The sequence below is a fragment of the Frigoribacterium sp. VKM Ac-2836 genome, from assembly GCF_013248995.1.
GTDB lineage: Bacteria > Actinomycetota > Actinomycetes > Actinomycetales > Microbacteriaceae > Frigoribacterium.
Genome location: NZ_JABRPK010000001.1, coordinates 1,212,170 through 1,226,203, shown reverse-complemented (window position 1 = coordinate 1,226,203; position 14,034 = coordinate 1,212,170). Strand labels below are relative to the sequence as shown.

Here is a 14,034-nt window from a genome sequence, read left to right as displayed (position 1 = left end):
GGGCCCTTCGCACGGGTGATCAGTTGACGTCGTCGTCGACCCAGTCGAAGGTCTTCGTGACGGCCTTCTTCCAGAGGCGCAGCGTGCGGTCACGCTCGTCGGCGTCGATGTTCGGGGTCCAGCGCTTGTCTTCCTGCCAGTTGGCGCGAAGGTCGTCGAGGGTCTCCCAGAAGCCGACCGCGAGACCGGCCGCGTAGGCCGCCCCGAGCGCGGTGGTCTCGGCGACCACGGGGCGGACCACCGGGACGTCGAGGATGTCGGCCTGGAACTGCATGAGCGCGTCGTTGGCGGTCATGCCGCCGTCGACCTTCAGCTCGGTCAGGTCGACGCCGGAGTCGGCGTTGACCGCGTCGAGCACCTCGCGGGTCTGGAACGCGGTCGCCTCGAGGGCGGCACGGGCGATGTGGCCCTTGTTGACGTAGCGGGTGAGCCCCACGAGGGCACCTCGCGCGTCCGAACGCCAGTAGGGCGCGAACAGGCCCGAGAACGCGGGGACGAAGTAGACCCCGCCGTTGTCCTCGACGGTCTTGGCCAGCTCTTCGACCTCGGGGGCCGAGCCGATCATGCCCAGGTTGTCGCGCAGCCACTGGATCAGCGAGCCCGTGACGGCGATCGATCCCTCGAGGGCGTAGTGCGGTGCGGCGTCCCCGAGCTTGTAGCCGAGCGTCGTGAGCAGCCCGTTCTTCGAGTGGACGATCTCTTCACCCGTGTTGAAGATCAGGAAGTTACCGGTGCCGTACGTGTTCTTCGACTCGCCCTGGTCGAACGCGGCCTGGCCGAAGGTGGCGGCCTGCTGGTCGCCGAGGATGCCCGCGATGGGCACCTCGCGCAGCAGGCTCGAGGCCTCGACCGTGCCGTAGACCTCGGACGAGCTCTTGATCTCGGGGAGCATCGACTTGGGCACGTCGAATGCTTCGAGGATGTCGTCGCGCCACTGCAGCGTCTCGAGGTCCATGAAGAGGGTGCGCGAAGCGTTCGTGACGTCGGTGACGTGGACGCCGCCGTCGGTTCCGCCGGTGAGGTTCCAGAGGACCCAGGTGTCCGTCGTGCCGAACAGCAGGTCGCCCGCCTCGGCCTTCTCGCGGGCGCCCTCGACGTTCTCGAGGATCCAGACGACCTTCGTGCCCGAGAAGTAGGTCGCGAGCGGCAGGCCGACGATGGGCTTGAACCGCTCGACGCCGCCGTCGGCGGCCAGGCGGTCGACGATGGGCTGCGTGCGGGTGTCCTGCCAGACGATGGCGTTGTAGACGGCCTTGCCGGTGGTCTTGTCCCAGACGACGGCGGTCTCACGCTGGTTGGTGATTCCGACGGCCTTGATGTTGTGGCGCGTGATGTCGGCACGCGAGAGGGCCTGACCGATGACCTCACGGGTGTTCTCCCAGATCTCGGCGGGGTCGTGCTCGACCCAGCCGGCGCGGGGGAAGATCTGCTCGTGCTCTTTCTGGCCGGTGGCCACGATCGAGCCCGAGTGGTCGAAGATGATGGCGCGGGTGCTGGTGGTGCCCTGGTCGATGGCCAGGACGTAGTCGTTGTCGCTCACGGGTGGAACTCCTTCGTCGTTGATGGATGCGGCTCGCACGGAGGCTCGGGTCGGTCCATTCGAGCGGACGGGCCCGAGCCTCTGCTGGGAGCGGGTGGATCGACCGGCGTCGGGCGGCCCGGGGGAGCCGTCCTCGACCGATCAGTGGGTCGCCGAGTCAGGCGGCGAGGGGGAGGAGGGGGAAGGACAGCAGCGCCGCGAGGGCACCACCGACGAGGGGGCCGACGACCGGCACCCAGGCGTAGGACCAGTCGCTGCCACCCTTGCCCTTGATGGGCAGGAACGCGTGCGCGATGCGGGGTCCGAGGTCACGGGCGGGGTTGATGGCGTAGCCGGTGGGGCCACCGAGCGAGGCGCCGATGCCGACCACGAGCAGTGCGACGGCCAGGCCGCCGAGCGGGCCGAGGTTGGCGGCGTTGGGGGAGGCGCCGTTGGTGATCGCGATGATCGTGAAGACCAGCACGAAGGTGCCGATGATCTCGGTCACGAGGTTCCAGCCGTAGTTGCGGATCGCAGGACCGGTCGAGAACACGCCGAGCTTGGTCGCCGGGTCGGGTTCTTCGTCGAAGTGCTGCTTGTAGGCCAGCCACACGACCACGGCACCGATGATCGCACCGACCATCTGCGCCGCCACGTAGACGAGGAACGCCGCGAAGGTGATGTTGCCGAGGATGAGCTGCGCGATGCTGACGGCCGGGTTCAGGTGAGCCCCTGACGAGTACGAGGCCAGGATTCCGACGAAGACCGCGAGGCCCCAGCCGAAGTTGACCATGAGCGTCCCGCCGTTGAAGCCCTTCGTCTTCGTCAGCGCGACGTTGGCGACGACGCCGCCACCGAGGGTGAGCAGCAATGCGGTGCCCACCGTCTCTGAAAGAAAAATCAATCCCAGGTTCACGTCGACCTTCCTTGTCGTACGGCGGGGCGACAGTGCACCCGCGGTGAGCGTGTGTCAACACCTTAGTGCTGTGATCACACGAGATGAGAAGCAAAGATCAGGTGTTTGCACATATGTGCATCGGTCCGCGCCGGGAGTAGGTTGAGCGGCAGCCTGGTGCCCGCGAGCACCGTCTCCCGCGCCGAGAAAGGTACTTCGATGAAGAAGCTCATCAACGATCCGTCCGCCGTCGTCGACGAGTCCGTCGCCGGCTTCGGTGCGGCTCACGCCGACCTCGTGGTCGTGTCGCACGACCCGACCTTCGTTCGCCGTGCCGGGGCCCCCGTCCCGGGCAAGGTCGCGATCGTCAGCGGCGGCGGCAGCGGGCACGAGCCACTGCACGCGGGGTTCGTCGGATTCGGCATGTTGTCCGCCGCCGTGCCCGGCCCGGTCTTCACGTCGCCCACCCCGGATCCGATCGTCGCCGCGACCCAGGCGGTGGACGCGGGTGCCGGCGTCCTCTACATCGTCAAGAACTACACGGGCGACGTGTTGAATTTCGAGACCGCTGCCGATCTCTCCGAAGCCGAGGGCATCACGGTGCGGTCGGTTCTCGTCGACGACGACGTCGCGGTCAAGGACTCGCTCTACACCGCCGGCCGCCGAGGCGTCGCCGGCACGGTCGTCGTCGAGAAGACCGCAGGAGCCGCCGCCGAACGGGGCGACTCGCTCGACGCCGTGGCCGAGGTCGCCCGACGGACGAACGCGGCCACCCGGTCCATGGGTGTCGCACTGAGCGCCGGGACCGTCCCCCACGTCGGAGAACCGAGCTTCACGCTGGCTGACGACGAGGTCGAGATCGGCATCGGCATCCACGGCGAGCCTGGTCGCGAGCGCATCCCGCTCGAGCCGGTCGACGCCATCGTGGACCGCCTGCTCGACGCCGTCACCGACGACCTCGGGCTTGCCTCCGGTGAGCGGGTGCTCCTCTTCGTGAACGGCATGGGAGGGACGCCGCTCGTCGAGCTCTACATCGCCTATCGCCGAGCGGCCGAGGCCCTCGAGGGCCGGGGGATCGAGGTGACGAGGAGCCTCGTCGGCTCGTACGTCACGTCGCTCGAGATGCAGGGCATGTCGATCACGCTCACCCGGCTGGACGACGAGCTGACCGAACTCTGGGACGCGCCCGTCGAGACGGCGGCGTTGCGCCGCGGACGATGAACTCGCCCCACGCTCACCGGAACGCACCATCGCATCACGAAGGGAACGACCACCGCATGACACTCGACGGCACCTGGACCCGGGCCTGGATCGACCGGACGGCCGACGTCGTCGCCGTCGAGCACACGGCGCTCAGCGAGCTCGACCGGCAGATCGGCGACGGCGACCACGGTGAGAATTTGTCACGGGGCTTCACGGCCGTCCGGGCCAGACTCGCCGACCTGCCCGCCGACGCCACGCCGGGAGCCGCTCTCAAGCTCGTGGCCACGACCCTGATCTCGACGGTCGGGGGAGCCTCGGGCCCTCTGCTCGGCACGGCCTACCTCAAGGGCTCGGCCGCGTTGGGCGACGCCACCGAGTTGGACGCGGAGGCGCTGGTCGCCTTCCTGACGGCGGCTCGTGACGGAGTCGTGCTCAGGGGCAAGGCCGAAGTCGGCGACAAGACCATGATCGACGCGTGGACGCCGGCCGTCGACGCGGCGACCGCCGCCGCCGCCGACGGGGCGTCGCCCGCGGCGGTCCTCCGCGCGGCAGCCGACGCCGCGGCGGCCGGAGCCGCGTCGACCGAACCCCTCGTCGCCCGCAAGGGTCGAGCCAGCTACCTCGGCGAGCGTGCCGTGGGTCACCGCGATCCCGGCGCGCAGTCGTCGTCCCTCATCATCGCCGCCGCGGCCGACGCCGCCGACGGCACGAGCAAGGAGTCCTGAGAATGCCCACCATCGGAATCGTCGTCGTCTCCCACAGCGTCAAGATCGCCGAGGGCGTGGTCGACCTCGCCCGCCAGATGGCTCCCACGACGACCATCGTGGCCGCCGGAGGGGCCGACGACGGTTCCATCGGCACCAGCTTCGACAAGATCTCCGCCGCGCTGGCCGAAGCGGCGAAGGGTGGCGGCGCCGTCGTGCTCTGCGACCTCGGCTCGGCCATCCTGACGAGCGAGACGGCGGTCGACTTCCTCGACGACGCCGAGAAGGAACGCATCGTGATCGCTGACGCCCCATTGGTGGAGGGCACGGTCGCCGCGGCCGTCACCGCCGAGACCGGGGGAGACCTCGAGTCCGTCGCCGCCTCGGCCCGCACGGCCACGGGCGTCGCCGACGCCCACGCCGACGAGCGCGACCTGCGCGGCGGGGACGCCGTGGAACGTTCGGCCGTCCTCGTGAACGCCTCGGGGTTGCACGCCCGTCCGGCCGCCGACCTCGTCACCCATGCCTCGCGGTTCCAGGCCGACGTCACGGTCAACGGGGTGGACGCCAAGAGCCTGCTGCGCATCATGGGATTGAACGTGGGCAAGGGCTCGACGGTGGCCGTCATGGCGACCGGCCCGGATGCCGCAGCCGCCGTGGACGACCTCATCACGCTGATCGAGGGCGGTTTCGGCGAGAAGGCGAGCTGATCACCCGCCTGCACCGCGCCTCCTGAGCTCGGGGTCGGTAGCCGCCGAGGTCAGCGCCGTCGCGACCACTTCGTCAGCAGCATGTCCGCCGACAGCAGGACGTGGTCGAGGGCGAGGCCGCGAAGCGCCATGGCCTCACGGGCCGCGACGATGCGCGGACCGGCCCCGCCCTCGACGTTCGGCGAGACGGTGAGACACAGCTCGTCGACGACGTCGGCAGCGACCAGGTCGCCGAACAGGGTCGGTCCACCTTCGGTGTGGATCTGCGTGAGCCCCCGCTCGACGAGAGCGCGGACGAGGAGGCGCGGGTCGACCCGGTCGCCACCGCACGACACGACGTCGGCGACCTCGTCGAGGCGGGTGCGGCTCGCCCGCGGAGCTGAATCGTGGGTGAGGACCAGAGGCCTGGCCGGTGCCTCGGCGAACACCGCGCTCGAGGGGTCGAGGTCGAGGCCGCTCGAGACGATGGCGAAGACGGGATGGTCGGGCAGGCCGGCCGTGCGCCGCCAGGCGACCGCGTCGTCGCCGAGTCTCATCGAGCCGTACCCCTCGTCGCGGACCGTGCCCGCTCCCACGACGACGACGTCGCAGAGCCGGCGCAGCAGATCGAAGACGAGGAGGTCGGCCGGTCCGCCCAGGTCGCGTGTTCTCCCGGCAGCCGTGGCCGAGCCGTCCACGCTCGCCACGAAGTTGGCCCGCACGCGAGGTGTCGCCCGATCACGGGGACGGTGCAGCTCGATGAGGTCGTCGATCGTCAGCGGAGTGCCGGCGACCGGAGGGGCGGGGTGCAGCCGGGTGATCACGGGGCCGTTCACGACGGGCCTTCGGTCAGGTTGTGCCGTTCGACCACGGGGTCGCGCCAACCGAGGATCGCCTCGACCATGCGGACGGCGTCGACGCTGGCCCGGACGTCGTGCATTCGGACGATGCGGGCACCCTGCACCACGCTGACCGTGGCCGCGGCCAGTGAACCGGCCAGTCGGTCGGGCTTGTCGCGACCGAGGGATTCGCCGACGAAGTCCTTGTTGGACACCGCGGCGAGCGTCGGGTGCCCCAGGGCGGCCACCTCGGACAGTCGTCTGGTGAGCTCGAGCGAATGCCGGGTCGACTTGTTGAGATCGTGCCCAGGGTCGACCACGAGCCGATCGTCGGGCACACCGTGGGCGCGAGCGACGTCGACCCGGCGGGCCAGAAACTCCACCACCTCGGTCACGACGTCGTCGTAGTGCGGGCGGGGAAGAGCCCGTCGAGGTGCCGCGAGGCTGTGCGTAACGACCAGCGTGGCGTCACCGTCGGCCACCACGTCGGCCAGGCGCGGGTCGTGGAGGCCCGTGGTGTCGTTCACGACATGGGCCCCGGCGGCGATCGCGCGCTCGGCGACCTCTGGTCTGAAGGTGTCGACCGAGATCACGACGTCGGACCGGCTCGCCAGGGCCTGCACGACAGGCAGGACCCGATCGAGCTCGTCGGCCGCGGACAGCTCGGGCCCCGGGGCGAAGGGGACGCCGCCGATGTCGACCCAGTCGGCTCCCGCCTCGGCCGCGTCGACGGCGGCCTGCACGGCGCGGTCGAGCGCGAAGGTCGCGCCCCGGTCGAAGAACGAGTCGGGCGTGCGGTTGACGATCGCCATCACGGCGACCTGGCGCGAGAAGTCGAAGGTCCGCGACCCGATCCGCCGTCGGGGTGCGATCAACGGCGGCAGGACGAACCCGGTCGACTCGACCCTGCCGGGCTCGGTCGTCGACTCAGACACGGAGGGTGCCCATCAGGGCGACGGCCTCTGCCCGGGCCGCCGGCTCGGACAGGGCACCGCGGCTCGCGAGCGTCACCGTGGTGCTGCCGGTCTGACGGGGGCCTCGTGTCGTGACGCAGCCGTGCGCGGCGTCGAGGACCACCAGCACGCCGTCGGGGCGGGCGCCCACCTGGACGGCGTCCGCGATCTCCTCGCCCAGCCGCTCCTGCAATTGTGGGCGCGAGGCCAAGGCGTCGACCACCCGGGGGAGTGCGCCCAACCCGACGATCGTCTCGCCGGGCACGTAGGCCACGTGCGCGACCCCGACGAAGGGCAGCAGGTGGTGTTCGCACATCGACCGGAACGAGATGTCGCGGACGATCACGACCTCGCCGAGTTGGTGGGGTTCTGCCGCGACGGTCGCCTGGCGGACGAGATCTGCAGCGTCGACGCCCAGCCCCGAGAAGAACTCGGAGTAGGCGTCCGCGACCCGTCGGGGTGTGGACTCGAGCCCAGGTCGCCCGACGTCCTCGCCGATGGCTGCGAGCAGTTCGAGCACGGCGGCCTCGATGCGGGCCCGGTCGATCGGCGGGGGAGTCATCACGCCATCTTCTCAGGCCGCGGGGGTTCCCGGCTCGTTCCTCTCAGGACCGGACTCCGGCAGGGGCTCACCGGGAAGTGCCTCGTGATGCCGTCGTCCGTGCGTGCGCCGCGCCTCCTTCATCTCGGCTTCGAAGAGGTGCTTCTTGCCGCCGGCAAGAGAATGACGTATGTTATGTTCATGTTGGCGGAACGTGGCGTAGTACCCGTCGTCGTAGTCCTCGACCACTTGGTACGTCCACCGGCCCTCGATGACGTTGCGACCGACGAGGTCGCGCTCGACCAGGTCGGCGACCTCGGCGTGGCCGGCGTCCCGCAGTGCGTCGACGGCGTCACCGAGGGCCAGGTCGGCCTTGCCGGTCAGCCGGTGGAAGCCGTAGAGGAACCCCCGGGCCTGCTCGACGATCTCGAGTGCAGCCGAGAGTTGACCGAGCGCGGCGACGGTGTCGTCGTCGAGTCCGTCAGGACGTCGGTGTGCGTCGTCGCGTGGCGTGTGGGACGGGGTGTCGGTCGTCATGCGCCCAGGAAACTCCGCCGAGGCGGGGGGCGCATCACCGAAGGGGGCTTCCCGGGCCCTTCCGTTCGTCTCTTGACATAATGTGCATTATCAGCGACCCAGCTGCTGGCGAGAAGTGGCCCAGCGTTCGGCGGGATCGTGCCCCTCTGAGCGACGATCAGGACGCGGAAGCGTCGGACAGGATCAGGCGCACGAGATCGGCGAGGTCTTCCGGTTCGACCGGCTCGTCGGTCGTCGTCAGGTCGTCCAGGCCGAACCATCGCGACTCGAGGATGTCGGTGCGCTCCTCGTCGGTCCAGCCGTCGTCGGAGACCTCGAAATGCGGCAGACGGACGACGTAGAACTCCGCGTGCCCGTGCGTGTGGTCGGCGTCGTCCCAGGTCACCTCGAAGTCGTCCACCCGCACGACCTCGCCGACATCGGTGACGACTTGGCCGGTCTCCTCGCGGAGTTCACGGATGGCGGCTTCGACGTGCGTCTCACCCGGGTCGACTCCGCCCCCCGGCGTGATCCAGCGTGCGGCTCGGGTCGAGTCGGGTGCGACCGTCTTCATCAGGAGCAACCGGTCGTCCTCGTCGAGGACGAGGAGGCGGGAGGTCGGACGGACGATCTGATCGGACACGAGGGGTGGCCTCAGACGATGGGTGCGAAGTCGCTGACGTCGCCCACGAGCCGGGTGTGGTCGGCCGGGACGGGGTCGACGGCGGCGGACGCGACCTCGGCGGCGAACTCGGCCACGTTGTAGAGCTTGCCGGCGCTCTCTTTGCGCGACGAGATGGCGCCAGGGTTCGACCGTTCGAGAAGCGTGGCCGTGATGGTGCCCTCGATCATGTCGCCCGAGACCACGACGAACTCGACGCCTGCCGCCTCGAGTCGAGGCAGCATCTCGCGCAGGGCGTCCTCGCCGGCACGCTTGCTCAAGGCGACGGGAAGGTACTCGGGCATCGTCTCGGTCGTGCGGATGAAGTGTGCCTGGTGGCTCGTGACGAAGACGACGCGCGAGCCCGGGGCGAGCAGCGGCAGGGCCGCCGTGAGCAGGGCCACCTGCGCGTCGCGGTTGAGCTTCAGCGCGTAGTCCTCTGCCATGCCCGTCTCCATGCCGCCCGAGGCGTTCATGACGAGGACGTCGAGGCCGCCCCAGGCGTCGCGCACGGTGGCGAACATGGTCGCCAGGCTGTCCTCGTCGGTCAGATCGGCGCCGACGGCGATCGCTTCACCACCGGCCTCCTCGATCTTCGCGACGAGTTGCAGCGCACGCTTCTCTTTGTTGCGGTAGTTCACGACGACCTTGGCCCCGGCCTCGGCGAAGTAGCGCACGGTGTCGGCACCGATCCCCCGGGACGACCCGGTGACCAGGACTCGGGCTCCGGCGAGGGACTCTGCGGCGAGGGGGTTGGACAAGACGTGCTCCAGACTGTGCGGGGGGATCGATCGGCCCGGGGGCCGGACTCGACCCTACCAATCCCCCTCGTCAGCACAGGTGGCGGGTGGTAGTTTCCATAACAGGGGAACGAAAGAGGGTCGACGTGGACGTCCTGAACGATTACGCATGGGTCGCGTGGATCGCGCTCATCCTGGTGTTCGTCATCGTCGAGGTGACGACGCTCGAGTTCACCTTCCTGATGCTCGCCATCGGTAGCGTCGGCGGTCTGCTGGCCGGTCTCTTCGGCGCTCCGTGGTGGTTGCAGGCGATCGTCGCGGCCGTGCTCGCGGTGTTGCTGCTCTTCACCGTGCGGCCACCGCTGCTCCGGGCTCTGCGCCGCGGGGGCGATCCGACCCCCAGCAACGTCGAGGCACTCCTGGGTCTGCGCGGGACGGTCGTCGTGCCGATCGGGGCCGGGTCGGGCCAGGTCAAGCTGTCGAACGGCGAGACCTGGACGGCGAGGGTGCTGTCCTCCCCCGTGGCGTCGGCGGGCGCCGACATCGCACTCGACACCGGGTCCCCGGTGGTCGTGACAGCCATCGAGGGGTCGACGGCCTTCGTCGCCTCCGCAGAGAGGTCCTGAAGCCATGGACACCATCAGTGCCGGCACCGTCGTCACCATCGTGGTCGTCGCGATCGTCGTCGTGCTCGTCCTCGTCATCCTCTTCCGCTCGGTCCGCATCATCCCGCAGGCGAGCGCCGGAGTGGTCGAGCGCCTGGGGCGATATCACAAGACCCTCTCCCCCGGCCTGAACCTGCTCGTGCCGTTCATCGACAGAGTGCGGCCGCTGATCGACATGCGCGAGCAGGTCGTCTCGTTCCCGCCTCAGCCCGTGATCACCGAGGACAACCTGGTCGTGTCGATCGACACGGTCGTCTACTTCCAGGTGACCGACGCCCGGGCGGCGACCTACGAGATCGCCAACTACCTCGGGGCCGTCGAGCAACTCACCACCACCACACTGCGCAACGTGGTGGGTGGGCTGAACCTCGAACAGGCACTCACCAGCCGTGACAACATCAACGGCCAGCTGCGCATCGTGCTCGACGAGGCGACCGGCAAGTGGGGCATCAGGGTCGGCCGCGTCGAACTGAAGGCCATCGACCCTCCCCTGTCGATCCAGGACTCCATGGAGCAGCAGATGCGTGCCGAACGGAGTCGTCGCGCGGCCATCCTCACCGCGGAGGGCACCAAGCAGTCGCAGATCCTCGAGGCCGAGGGCTCGCGTCAGTCGTCGATCCTCAAGGCCGAGGGCGACGCCAAGGCCCAGGTGCTGCGGGCCCAGGGCGAGGCCGAGGCCATCGCGACGGTCTTCAACGCGATCCACGCCGGTGACCCCGACCCGAAGCTGCTGGCGTACCAGTACCTCCAGACCCTTCCGAAGATCGCGGACGGTTCCGCCAACACCATGTGGATCATCCCGAGCGAGCTCACCGAGGCCCTCAAGGGCATCGGCCAGGGCTTCTTCGCACCTCGTGACCCGAACGCCCCCGGGTGGACCCCGACCGAGGCGCCCAAGGTCTCCGAGATGGACGTCACACCCGACCTCGCGTCGACCGTCGACCTCGAGGCCGAACCCGACCTGGGGTTCCCGACGGTCACCACACCCGGAACCACTTCTCCCGGCGGCCGGGCCGGAGGCGCGGGCACCGTCGACCCCGCCGGCTCGGCGCCCGAGACGGGCGCCGAGGGCACCGGGCCGACCACTCCCCCGGCGACCTCGTAGTGCCGTCAGCTCCCCCGGTCCGGGCCGGCTGGTTCGCCCCGGCCGGCCCCCGGGTCCTCGCTCATCGGGGCCTGGCCGTGGAGGCCCCGGAGAACACCATGTCGGCCTTCGCGCTGGCCGTGTCGGCCGGGGCGACGTACGTCGAGACGGACGTGCACGCCACACGCGACGGCATCGCGGTCATCAGCCACGATCCCGACTTGACGCGTCTCACGGGACGGGACCAGCGCCTCCTCGACCTCGACCTGTCGGACGTCAGGGCGGTCCGTCTCGACGGTGAGCACGAGATCCCCACGCTCGACGAGGCGCTCGACGCCTTCCCCGAAACCCGGTTCAACATCGACCTCAAGTCCGACGAGGCCGTGGCGCCCGCAGTCCGTGCCATCGCTCGCGTCCGGGCGACCGATCGCGTCCTCATCACCTCGTTCGACCACCGGAGACGCCGGCGGGCGGTCCGGGCGCTACCGGGAGTCGCCACGTCGGCGTCGTCCCGGGGCATCGCCGCGGCGATGGCCGCGGGCCTCGTCCCCTTCCCGAGGCTGAGACGGTCGTTGGTCCGGCGTGCCCTGGTGGGCTGTGGCGCGGTCCAGGTACCCGAGCGCAAGGGTCCGGTCCGCATCGTCACGTCGGCACGTGTCGCCGAGTGGGCGGCCCTGGGGGTCGAGACCCATGTCTGGACGGTCAACGACCCGACGGACATGGCGCGACTGCTCGCCGTGGGCGTCCACGGCATCGTCACGGACCGTGCCGACCTGGCCCTCGAGGAGGTGCGTCGGCACATCGGGTGAATGTCTCGACGGGCTGCGCGGGCACTGTGAAGCGACTGTGAAATCGGGCGGCTCGGAACGGCTGAGGTCCAGAACGGGTTACAACGGGTGATTGCAACGCGAGAGGAGACCACACAATGGCAGATCGCAGTTTGCGCGGAATGAGGCTCGGCAGCCAGAGCCTGCAAAGCGAAGAGGGCGTGGAGTTCTCGCCCCGCAAGAAGGCCGTTTACCAGACGACCGACGGTCAGACGTTCGACATGGTGTTCGCCGAGGACGCCGAGATCCCGGACATCTGGCAATCCCCCAAGAGCGGCCAGGAAGGTCGCCTGCTCTCGGCCGACGGCAAGCCGGTCGAGATCGACGCAGGTGACGTCAAGGTCCCCCGCAGCCACTGGGACATGTTGCTCGAACGACGCAGCCGTGACGAGCTCGAGGAGCTTCTCCAAGAACGACTCGATTTCTTGCGGGCCCGTAAGGGTCAACACAAGATCGGCGCTTGACGGCCGCTCGGCACCACATCGGATCAGAAGGCCCGACCACCGCGAGGTGATCGGGCCTTCTGTCGTCTCACTCGGCCGGAAGGCGTCGCTCGACGACGCGCCACCGGGGCAGGATCGGATCGGGCGCCTCGTCGAGTCGTCGACGACGAGCCGACCCGCGGGTGCCGACGAACAGGCGGGACAGGATCAGCATCGCGAGACCGAAGAACGACACGAGCAACTCGATGGCGCGACTGGCGACGACGGCGGGTGTCGTGCCCGTCCCCAGATCGACGACAGCGACCATGGTGCCGGGCTCGTAGTCGGGGATGGAGGCGGTCGTCCTGCCCGAGGCGTCGATGGCGCGCGTCGAGGCGACGGTCGAGACGTTGACGAGCGGTCGTGCCGTCTCGATCGCACGGAGCCGGGCGATGGCGAGCTGCTGATCGTTCTCATCGGTCTGGCCGGGCCGGGTGCCGAAGTCCGCGTTGTTGGTCTGGCCGATGATGACCTGCGCGCCTTCGTCCATCATGTTCGTGATGAGCTGGTCGTCGACGATGTCGAAGCAGATCGAGATGCCGGCTCGGAAGCCGCCGAGGTCGAAGACCTCGTCCCGCGTGCCCGGCGTGTAGTCGCGCCCGATGAGGTCGATCAGGTCGGGGGCGAACGGTCGCCAGAAGTCCCGGTCGGGGACGTACTCGCCGAACGGGACCGGGTGCTTCTTGTCGTACTGGTCTCGCACGCCGCCGTCGGCCCACAGGAGGGACGAGTTGTAGACGGTCTCGCCGTCGTCGCTCTCGGTGATGACACCCGACACGAGGGGTGCGTCGTAGCCGCGGGAGATCGCGTCGAAGACGTACTGGCCCGTGGCGTCGCGAGTGGGATCACGATCGCTGCCCCCCTCGGGCCAGACGATCATGTCGAGGGATCGCTGGTCTTCGGGCAGCTGCGCGAGCTGGGCCTGCAGGTCGCTCATCGCGAGCACCTGCGCGTTGGTCAGGTCGCCGTACTGTCGATCGGCGAAGTAACCCGCGTCACCGTCACCTTGGACGGCGGCGATGGTGGCCGTGCCCGAGGTGTGCGTCGGCCAGGAGGGGACGGCGAGGGCAGCGACCACGACGGTGGCGCCCGCGAGCACGCGGGTCGAACCCCGGACGGTCGTCTGGAGGGCCAGCTGTATCAGCGCGGCGACGATCGCCACCATCAAGAACGACAGGCCCGAGATACCGAGCCAGGCGACGAGACCGGCGAACGGGCTCTCGGACTGGCTGAGCGCCACCCTCCCCCAGGCGAAACCGCCGTAGGGCCAGGTGCCGGCGATGAACTCGCGGAGCGTCCAGAGTCCTCCGACGACGACCGGAAGCAGGACCGTGCGACCCAGAACCCCGGGCCAGATGCGGGGTACCCAGCGGTACGCCAGGGTGATGAGAACGGCTCCAGCGGCGAAAAAGAGTGCCTCGAGCGTCGACAGAGCAGCCCAGGGCACGACCCCGAGGAAGAGCGTCGCCCACGAGATGTGGATCAAGTAGAACGAGAGACCCGCCACGAGTCCGACCAGGAAGGAACCCCCGACGGATCGACCCCTGAGCGCCAGCAGGACGAACCCGATGCCGACGAACGTCAACGGCCAGACGTCACCGTCGGGGAATCCCCCGTCGAGGACCGCGCCGGCACCGAGTGCGACGATCAAGGCTAGCCAGAGGGGCAGTCGGACGTCGGATGCTCGGGAAGACACCCCGTGATTCTAGGTGGCGA

The 14,034-nt window shown here is 69.4% G+C and carries 17 protein-coding genes; 7 read left to right on the top strand and 10 right to left on the bottom strand.

Annotation, left to right across the window (positions count from 1 at the left end):
* Positions 1-19: 19 nt before the first annotated feature.
* The 3 genes from glpK to HRF36_RS05715 form a co-directional block, all read right to left on the bottom strand.
* Entirely contained in the window at positions 20-1,540 is a 1,521-nt protein-coding gene (gene glpK / locus HRF36_RS05725; protein ID WP_173207411.1) for a glycerol kinase GlpK, read from the bottom strand.
* A gap of 157 nt (positions 1,541-1,697) precedes the next feature.
* Positions 1,698-2,435, bottom strand: a complete 738-nt coding sequence (locus HRF36_RS05720; RefSeq protein WP_123517649.1) for an MIP/aquaporin family protein — start codon at positions 2,433-2,435, stop codon at positions 1,698-1,700.
* 74 nt (positions 2,436-2,509) lie between these two features.
* Positions 2,510-2,647 carry a hypothetical protein gene (locus HRF36_RS05715; protein WP_173207408.1) on the bottom strand — a complete coding sequence of 46 codons (138 nt, stop codon included), beginning with the start codon at positions 2,645-2,647 and terminating at the stop codon, positions 2,510-2,512.
* Between HRF36_RS05715 and dhaK the strand changes: the two genes are divergently transcribed.
* From dhaK to dhaM, 3 genes are read left to right on the top strand one after another with little or no spacing between them, the layout of a single operon-like run.
* Positions 2,634-3,635, top strand: coding sequence for a dihydroxyacetone kinase subunit DhaK (gene dhaK / locus HRF36_RS05710; RefSeq protein ID WP_173207406.1), 1,002 nt, complete (start codon positions 2,634-2,636; stop codon positions 3,633-3,635). The two genes, HRF36_RS05715 and dhaK, sit on opposite strands and share 14 nt — an antisense overlap.
* A gap of 56 nt (positions 3,636-3,691) precedes the next feature.
* Complete coding sequence (dhaL, locus tag HRF36_RS05705; RefSeq protein WP_173207403.1) at positions 3,692-4,342, top strand: dihydroxyacetone kinase subunit DhaL; 651 nt, start codon at positions 3,692-3,694, stop codon at positions 4,340-4,342.
* A 2-nt stretch (positions 4,343-4,344) separates the two neighbouring features.
* A complete protein-coding gene (gene dhaM, locus HRF36_RS05700; RefSeq protein WP_173207400.1) occupies positions 4,345-5,031 on the top strand; it encodes a dihydroxyacetone kinase phosphoryl donor subunit DhaM in 687 nt (228 codons plus the stop codon).
* A gap of 50 nt (positions 5,032-5,081) precedes the next feature.
* On the opposite strand, the gene HRF36_RS05695 is transcribed toward dhaM, so the two are convergent.
* From HRF36_RS05695 to HRF36_RS05670, 6 genes are all read right to left on the bottom strand, one after another.
* On the bottom strand, positions 5,082-5,846 hold the full coding sequence (locus HRF36_RS05695; protein ID WP_173207397.1) for a pyrimidine reductase family protein: 765 nt from the start codon (positions 5,844-5,846) through the stop codon (positions 5,082-5,084).
* Positions 5,843-6,784, bottom strand: a complete 942-nt coding sequence (folP, locus tag HRF36_RS05690; RefSeq protein WP_371740034.1) for a dihydropteroate synthase — start codon at positions 6,782-6,784, stop codon at positions 5,843-5,845. Before folP ends, HRF36_RS05695 begins: the two co-directional genes overlap by 4 nt.
* Positions 6,777-7,364 carry a GTP cyclohydrolase I gene (gene folE / locus HRF36_RS05685; protein ID WP_173207394.1) on the bottom strand — a complete coding sequence of 196 codons (588 nt, stop codon included), beginning with the start codon at positions 7,362-7,364 and terminating at the stop codon, positions 6,777-6,779. The genes folP and folE overlap by 8 nt, the downstream gene beginning before the upstream one ends.
* Before the next feature lie 12 nt (positions 7,365-7,376).
* Positions 7,377-7,880, bottom strand: a complete 504-nt coding sequence (locus HRF36_RS05680) for a hypothetical protein (protein ID WP_173207391.1) — start codon at positions 7,878-7,880, stop codon at positions 7,377-7,379.
* A 157-nt stretch (positions 7,881-8,037) separates the two neighbouring features.
* Positions 8,038-8,502 (bottom strand): NUDIX hydrolase, encoded by a 465-nt coding sequence (locus HRF36_RS05675; RefSeq protein ID WP_371740033.1) that lies wholly within the window; start codon positions 8,500-8,502, stop codon positions 8,038-8,040.
* An 11-nt stretch (positions 8,503-8,513) separates the two neighbouring features.
* Positions 8,514-9,281, bottom strand: a complete 768-nt coding sequence (locus tag HRF36_RS05670) for an SDR family oxidoreductase (protein WP_173207388.1) — start codon at positions 9,279-9,281, stop codon at positions 8,514-8,516.
* A 125-nt stretch (positions 9,282-9,406) separates the two neighbouring features.
* On the opposite strand from HRF36_RS05670, the gene HRF36_RS05665 reads away from it, so the two are divergent.
* The 4 genes from HRF36_RS05665 (at position 9,407) to HRF36_RS05650 (ending at position 12,300) form a co-directional block, all read left to right on the top strand.
* The gene (locus tag HRF36_RS05665) at positions 9,407-9,886 is read left to right on the top strand and encodes an NfeD family protein (RefSeq protein ID WP_173207385.1); all 480 of its coding nucleotides are present in this window, start codon (positions 9,407-9,409) and stop codon (positions 9,884-9,886) included.
* Between the two features lie 4 nt (positions 9,887-9,890).
* Positions 9,891-11,030, top strand: a complete 1,140-nt coding sequence (locus HRF36_RS05660; RefSeq protein ID WP_173207382.1) for an SPFH domain-containing protein — start codon at positions 9,891-9,893, stop codon at positions 11,028-11,030.
* Positions 11,031-11,128: 98 nt separating this feature from the next.
* Positions 11,129-11,818: a glycerophosphodiester phosphodiesterase family protein gene (locus HRF36_RS05655; RefSeq protein ID WP_173208019.1), complete on the top strand. Its 690-nt coding sequence runs from the start codon at positions 11,129-11,131 to the stop codon at positions 11,816-11,818.
* Positions 11,819-11,934: 116 nt separating this feature from the next.
* Positions 11,935-12,300 carry an RNA polymerase-binding protein RbpA gene (locus HRF36_RS05650; RefSeq protein ID WP_173207379.1) on the top strand — a complete coding sequence of 122 codons (366 nt, stop codon included), beginning with the start codon at positions 11,935-11,937 and terminating at the stop codon, positions 12,298-12,300.
* A gap of 67 nt (positions 12,301-12,367) precedes the next feature.
* Here the strand turns inward: HRF36_RS05650 and lnt are convergent, their stop codons facing one another.
* The gene (gene lnt / locus HRF36_RS05645) at positions 12,368-14,014 is read right to left on the bottom strand and encodes an apolipoprotein N-acyltransferase (RefSeq protein ID WP_173207361.1); all 1,647 of its coding nucleotides are present in this window, start codon (positions 14,012-14,014) and stop codon (positions 12,368-12,370) included.
* Positions 14,015-14,034 lie beyond the last annotated feature (20 nt).

What these genes read in the sequence shown, in the direction of transcription:
- dhaM (WP_173207400.1), top strand. Translation starts at nt 4,345, where the DNA reads ATGCCCACCATCGGAATCGTCGTCGTCTCCCACAGCGTCAAGATCGCC.
- folE (WP_173207394.1), bottom strand. Translation starts at nt 7,364, where the DNA reads ATGACTCCCCCGCCGATCGACCGGGCCCGCATCGAGGCCGCCGTGCTC.
- HRF36_RS05655 (WP_173208019.1), top strand. Translation starts at nt 11,129, where the DNA reads ATGTCGGCCTTCGCGCTGGCCGTGTCGGCCGGGGCGACGTACGTCGAG.
- dhaL (WP_173207403.1), top strand. Translation starts at nt 3,692, where the DNA reads ATGACACTCGACGGCACCTGGACCCGGGCCTGGATCGACCGGACGGCC.
- dhaK (WP_173207406.1), top strand. Translation starts at nt 2,634, where the DNA reads ATGAAGAAGCTCATCAACGATCCGTCCGCCGTCGTCGACGAGTCCGTC.
- HRF36_RS05715 (WP_173207408.1), bottom strand. Translation starts at nt 2,647, where the DNA reads ATGAGCTTCTTCATCGAAGTACCTTTCTCGGCGCGGGAGACGGTGCTC.
- HRF36_RS05650 (WP_173207379.1), top strand. Translation starts at nt 11,935, where the DNA reads ATGGCAGATCGCAGTTTGCGCGGAATGAGGCTCGGCAGCCAGAGCCTG.
- HRF36_RS05660 (WP_173207382.1), top strand. Translation starts at nt 9,891, where the DNA reads ATGGACACCATCAGTGCCGGCACCGTCGTCACCATCGTGGTCGTCGCG.
- HRF36_RS05680 (WP_173207391.1), bottom strand. Translation starts at nt 7,880, where the DNA reads ATGACGACCGACACCCCGTCCCACACGCCACGCGACGACGCACACCGA.